The organism is Kocuria sp. KRD140, assembly GCF_017168375.1.
GTDB lineage: Bacteria > Actinomycetota > Actinomycetes > Actinomycetales > Micrococcaceae > Kocuria > Kocuria marina.
Map to the genome: position 1 here is coordinate 308,453 of NZ_JABFAW010000009.1, position 6,018 is coordinate 314,470.

Below are 6,018 nucleotides of genomic sequence, written 5' to 3' on the forward strand. Positions count from 1 at the left end.
CATGGAGATCGAGGGTTGGAGTCAGACACTGACAGCCGGGCCGTTGCTGCTGATCGCCGCGGCGGCCATCGCGGTGTTGTTGGTGCTGATCATCACATTCCGCGTGCACGCCTTCCTCGCGCTGATCATCATCTCGGCGCTCACGGCGTTCGCCACGGGCATCCCCACCTCCCAGGTGGTGCCCGTCCTGCTCTACGGCTTCGGTAACACGCTCGCCAGCGTGGCGCTGCTCGTGGGGCTGGGAGCCATGCTGGGCCGCTTGCTCGAGACCTCGGGCGGCGCCCAGGTGCTCGCGGACCGGCTCATCCGCGCGTTCGGGGAGAAGCGCGCGCCGCTGGCCCTGGGTGTGGCCTCCCTACTGTTCGGCTTCCCCATCTTCTTCGACGCCGGTCTGGTGGTCATGCTGCCCGTGGTCTTCTCGGTCGCACGCCGACTGGGCGGCAGCGTGCTCACGTACGCGCTGCCCGCCGTGGGCGCGTTCTCCGTGATGCACGTGTTCCTGCCGCCCCACCCGGGTCCGGTCACCGCCGCCACGTTCTTCGAGGCGAACGTGGGCTACATCATCCTGGTGGGCCTGATCTGCGCGATCCCCACGTGGTACGTCTCCTCCTACCTGTTCGGCAAGTTCTCGGGGCGCCGGATCAAGCTCCCGGTCCCTGCGATCCTGGGCCAGGCCGAGGACGTCCGCAACCCTCCTGCGGTGGGCACCGTGGTGGCCATGCTGCTGCTGCCCATGCTGCTGATCTTCCTCAACACCGGCCTGGGCACGCTCGCCAAGTCCGGAGCGGTCTCCGAGGAGACCTCGTCCCAGGCGTGGTTCGAGCTGCTGCGCGCGATCGGTGAGACGCCCATCGCCCTGACGCTCACGCTCATCATTGCCGCGCTGACCATCGGCAAGGCCCGCGGGGTGAGCGGTTCCGCGATCGAGAAGACGTTCGAGTCCGCCCTGGGCCCCGTGTGCTCGGTCATCCTGATCACCGGCGCCGGCGGCATGTTCGGCGGTGTGCTGCGCACCTCCGGGATCGGCAACGCCCTCGAGGACGTGCTCGCGGACCTGGGCATCCCCCTGATCATCGCGGGCTTCCTGATCGCCGCGGTCATGCGCGTGGCGCAGGGTTCCGCCACGGTCGCGCTGACCACGGCCGCGGGTCTGATCGCCCCGGCGGTGCTAGCCGCCGACTACAACGTGGTGCAGCTCGCGGCCATGGTCGTGGCCGTGGCCGCCGGTTCCGTGGTGCTCTCCCACGTGAACGACTCCGGGTTCTGGCTCGTGGGCCGGTTCCTGGAGATGGACGTGCGCACCACGTTCAAGACCTGGACGGTGCTCGAGACCATCATCGGTGTGCTGGGTTTCGCGATCGCCGCGGTGATCTTCGGACTCGCAGGCGCGGTCTGAGCCGGCGCGGTGCGTGGCGCCTGTGCAGGGCGTGGCGCCCGTGCGGCACATGATGCCCGCGCGGCGTCGTCGGCCCTGAGGCCCGCATGAACGAACGGCCCGGTCCCTCCGAGAGGAGGGACCGGGCCGTTCGCGTGCGGATCAGTCGGCCTGGGTCGGTGGCACGCGGACCTGCAGGGACTTGTGGTGCATGGTGGTCTCGAACGCCTTGATCCGCCCCAGGGGATCGCCGTCCACCTGGTACTCGATGGGTTCGTGGAACTCCACCCGGACCTTCTTGCCGCTGCGGTAGTCGATCACGGGCAGCTCGTGGCGGTGGCGGAACGCGACCTTGGCAACCATGCCCAGCCAGCCCACGAGCGAGCGCGGGGTCATCACCACGAGGTCCAGCACGCCGTCGTCGATCTTGGCCTCCGGCACCAGGATCAACCCGGCGGTGAGTTCGCCGCAGTTGCACACCATCACGGAGCGCACGAGCTTGGACTCCCAGGGGCCGTCGTCGATGCTGTAGCGCGCCCAGCGGGGCCGGTTGAACAGGTGCCGGAAGCCGGCTTCGCCGTAGGCGGCCCACCCCACGAGGTCCTTGAGGTCGTCCTTGGTGTCGGCCATGATCTGGGCGTCGAAACCCGCGCCGCCCATGACCAGGAAGCGGTGGTCCTCGGTGCGGTCGTCGTCCATCTCGAGGTGCACGGCCACAGTGTCGATGGCCTTCTGGGACCCGAACAGCGCCACATCCACGGAGTGGTGCGGGTCCGCGAGGTCCGCCTTGAGGTTGCGCGCCAGCAGGTTGCCGGTGCCCAGCGGCACGAGCCCCAGCGGGATGTCCCCGCCGGCCAGCGACTCGCCCACGGCACGGATGGTGCCGTCACCGCCCGCGGCGAGCACGACGTCCGCGCCCTCCTCGACGGCGCCGCGGGCCATGGAGAACCCGGGATCGTCCACTTCTGTCTCGTAGAAGACGGGATCCGCCCAACCACCCTTGCGGCACGCGATGATCACCGCGTCCCGTGCTGCGTCTGCCTGGGCCTTGATGGGGTTGATCACCACGGCCACTCGCTGGGGTTCCACTGTGTGCTGCGGCACGGGAGTCCCCTTCCTGGATCGTTCGAAAGGCGGCTGTCGGACGCGGCCAGTCTACTGGCGCGCGGGCCGGGCGCCGCCTCCACGTCGGATCGCGCACCCGTGCGTTTCGTTGGATACCCTGGACGGGTGATCGACATCAACGACCTGCGCGCCGACCCTGAGACCTACCGTGCTTCCCAGACCGCCCGGGGGGCGGACGCGGGACTGGTGGACCGCATCCTGGAGGCGGACTCCCGGCGGCGCGGGGCGATCACCGACTTCGAGTCCCTGCGCGCGGAGCAGAACGCGTTCGGCAAGAAGGTGGCCAAGGCCCAGGGTGAGGAGAAGCAGCAGTTGCTCGCCCAGGTCAAGCAGCTCGCCGCGGACGTCAAGGCCGCCCAGGCGGAAGCAGACGCCGCCCAGCTCACCCAGCAGGAGCTCGTGGCCCAGTTCCCCAACCTGATCGTGGAGGGCATCCCATCCGGCGGCGAGGACGACTTCGTCCTGTTGCGCACCGAGGGCACCCCGCGCGACTTCGAGGCCGAGGGCTTCGAACCCCGGGACCACCTGGAGCTGGGGGAGTTGCTGGACGGGATCGACATGGAACGCGGGGCCAAGGTCTCCGGCTCGCGCTTCTACTTTCTCAAACGGGACGTCGCCCGCCTCGAGACGGCCCTGTTGCTCGCGGCCCAGGACCTCGCCCTGGACAACGGGTTCATCCCCATGTCCACGCCCAACCTGGTGCGCCCGGCCATCATGAACGGCACGGGATTCGACGTGGAGCACGACGACGAGATCTACCGCGTGGGCAAGGACGACCTCTACCTCGTGGGCACGTCCGAGGTCGCGCTCGCGGGCTACCACGCGGATGAGATCCTGGACCTCAGCGACGGGCCGCTGCGCTACGCCGGCTGGTCCTCGTGCTACCGCCGCGAGGCCGGCTCCGCGGGCAAGGACACCCGCGGGATCATCCGCGTGCACCAGTTCAACAAACTCGAGATGTTCGTCTACTGTCACCCCGAGGACGCCGCCGCCGAGCATGAGCGGTTGCTCGCGTGGGAGGAGCAGATGTTGCGGGCGTGTGGGCTGAGCTACCGCGTGATCGACACCGCGGCCGGGGACCTCGGGACCTCCGCGGCCCGCAAGTTCGACTGCGAGGCGTGGATCCCCACCCAGGGCAAGTACCGTGAGCTGACCTCCACATCCAACTGCACCACATACCAGGCGCGCCGGCTCAACATCCGGGAACGCCTGCCTGAGACCACGGACGCCCAGGGCAGGACAAAGAAGGGCGGGACCCGCGCGGTAGCCACGCTCAACGGGACGCTCGCCACGACCCGCTGGCTCGTGGCGATCCTCGAGACTCATCAGCAACAGGACGGTTCCGTGGTCGTCCCCGAGATCTTGCGCCCGTACCTGCGCGGCCAGGAGGTCCTGCGCCCGGTCGGGTGACGCACATCGCCCGGGAACTTCATGCTCCCGTCACCGGGCGGTCCATGGCAAGACATACATCGATGGTGATGTGACACCATGACTGTCATGACTGATATCCAGGCCGGCATCGATGACCGGCACACCGAGGAGAAGGCGCAGAGTGCTGCAGCGGCGTTCGCGCCCATGAAAATACAGACCCCCCGTTCGAGTTCCTGGACCAGGGAAGAGGGCGTCCGGTACCTCGTGGCGCTGGACGTGGACGGGACCCTCGTGGACCACGACGGCCACATGTCCCGCGGCGTGAAGGACACCCTGCGCGCCGTCGTGGGCGCCGGCCACCACGTGGTGATCGCCACGGGCCGTTCCAAAGGCGCCACGCTGCCCGTGATCCGCCAGGGCCACATCCACTCCGGGTTCGCGGTGTGCTCCAACGGGGGCGTGACCCTGCGATTGGACCCGCAGCTCGAGCAGCGCTACGAGATCACCGACCGCGTGAGCTTCGACCCATCCAACGCGCTGCGGGCGCTGTCCAGCAAGCTGCCCACCGCCAAGTTCGCCCTCGAGGGCGTGGATGGGCAGTTCTACTCGACCGAACGCTTCCAGGACTCGTCCTTCGGGATCGAGGCCGTGGGCGTGGACCTTCAGGAGCTCTCCGAGATGCCCGCGGTGCGGCTCGTGGTCTACAGCGCCACGGACGCCCCCGGGGACTTCGCCCAGGCCATCGAGCAGGCCGGTCTGCACGGCGTCGCCTACTCCGTGGGCTGGTCCTCGTGGCTCGACGTCGCCGCGAACGGCGTCTCCAAGGCCAGCGCTTTGGAGCAGATCCGCAAGCAGCTGGACGTGGACCCCGCGCACACCGTGGCCATGGGGGACGGGCGTAACGACATCGAGATGCTGCAATGGGCCGCGCGCGGTGTGGCCATGGGTCAGGCCCCGGACGAGGTCGAGCAGGTCGCCCGCGAGGTCACCGGCAGCGTGTACGACGACGGCGCCGCGGCCATTCTGCGCACGCTGCTCTGAGCGGGACGTCCGGTTCGGGAAATGCGCGGCGTCGTGGCCGGGTTGCCCGGTGCGGAACTGCGATACTGGAACCGTGTTCGTCCTGACCCTGACCCAGCGTGTGGCGGACGCGTCCCGCCCCGACCCCGCCATGGACCACGAACTGTGTCGGCGCCTGCGTGACGTGCCCGCGCGCGCCCCGTTCCAGCCCATGGCGCCGGGTGAGGTGCGCGGTCTGACCGAGGACGCCCACGCCGCGGTCGCGGCGGCCATGATCGCCGTGCGCGAGGACCGCTATGCGGTGGGCATCGGCGTGGGGGACGTGTTCCTCACGCGCGTGGACCACGAGGACGGCCGCGTGGCCGTGACCGCCGAGGGGCCGGGCATGAACCACGGTCACCTCGCCGCGCAACCGGGCCGTGACACCGAGCGGGCGGCCGTGCGGGTCAGCGCGGTGGACGCGACGGCCGCGGAGCAGGCCCAGGCGGTGCTCAAGCTCGTGGGCCGGATCGTGAGCGAGCGCAGCGAGGCCGAGTGGCGCGTGGTGGACCTGCTGGTCCCCGGAGCCAGAGGTCAGCAGAAGACCGTGGCCCAGCAGCTCGGGATCACACCCCAAGCGGTGTCCAAGGCCGTGGTGCGCTCCCTGTGGAACGAGGAGTGGCAGGCCCGTCCGGCGGCCGCGACGCTGTTGCGCCTGTGCGAGTGAGCCCTGGGCCAATGGGTACCCGCGCTATGGGCGTCCGAGGCGATGCCCGGTCGGGGAACGGCGGCCGGGTCAGCGGTCGAACACGTCAATGCCCGCTCGCGTGAGCGGGTGGCTGCGGCGTCACCACCACGTGTCCACGGCATAACCCGCGCTCGCGAGGTCCGCTTCCAGGACGGGCAGGCACGGGGACGGCAGCCGCAGTGACCCGGCGATGTCCCGGGCGTCGAAGTACCCGGTGAGCCACGTGAAGGCGGGGTGATCGGTGGCGAGCGCTTCGCAGCGCGCCATGATGTCCGCGACGTCCGCCTCGGGGGCGAAGACCCAGAAGGACTCGAGGTCCGTGAGCTGGAACAGCCCCACGCCGGTGCCTCCGGGCTCCGGGCGGGCGGGATCACCGGGCCGGTCAGAGGGGTCGCGGGGG

Annotated in this window: 5 protein-coding genes and 1 pseudogene; 4 read left to right on the forward strand and 2 right to left on the reverse strand. The window is 69.8% G+C overall.

Annotated elements, in window-relative coordinates:
• Window position 1: 1 nt before the first annotated feature.
• Window positions 2-1,396, forward strand: coding sequence for a GntP family permease (locus J1M36_RS10155; protein ID WP_206479312.1), 1,395 nt, complete (start codon window positions 2-4; stop codon window positions 1,394-1,396).
• A 141-nt stretch (window positions 1,397-1,537) separates the two neighbouring features.
• Here J1M36_RS10155 and J1M36_RS13130 read toward each other — a convergent pair whose 3' ends face one another.
• The gene (locus J1M36_RS13130; RefSeq protein WP_206479315.1) at window positions 1,538-2,479 is read right to left on the reverse strand and encodes a diacylglycerol kinase family protein; all 942 of its coding nucleotides are present in this window, start codon (window positions 2,477-2,479) and stop codon (window positions 1,538-1,540) included.
• 126 nt (window positions 2,480-2,605) lie between these two features.
• On the opposite strand from J1M36_RS13130, the gene serS reads away from it, so the two are divergent.
• From serS to J1M36_RS10175, 3 genes are all read left to right on the forward strand, one after another.
• Window positions 2,606-3,910 (forward strand): serine--tRNA ligase, encoded by a 1,305-nt coding sequence (serS, locus tag J1M36_RS10165; protein ID WP_064847366.1) that lies wholly within the window; start codon window positions 2,606-2,608, stop codon window positions 3,908-3,910.
• An 87-nt stretch (window positions 3,911-3,997) separates the two neighbouring features.
• The gene (locus J1M36_RS10170; RefSeq protein WP_098054238.1) at window positions 3,998-4,912 is read left to right on the forward strand and encodes an HAD family hydrolase; all 915 of its coding nucleotides are present in this window, start codon (window positions 3,998-4,000) and stop codon (window positions 4,910-4,912) included.
• 73 nt (window positions 4,913-4,985) lie between these two features.
• Window positions 4,986-5,597: a hypothetical protein gene (locus J1M36_RS10175; protein ID WP_064847367.1), complete on the forward strand. Its 612-nt coding sequence runs from the start codon at window positions 4,986-4,988 to the stop codon at window positions 5,595-5,597.
• A gap of 120 nt (window positions 5,598-5,717) precedes the next feature.
• On the opposite strand, the pseudogene J1M36_RS10180 reads toward J1M36_RS10175, so the two are convergent.
• Window positions 5,718-6,018 (reverse strand): annotated as a pseudogene (locus J1M36_RS10180) (hypothetical protein); the annotation flags it as partial.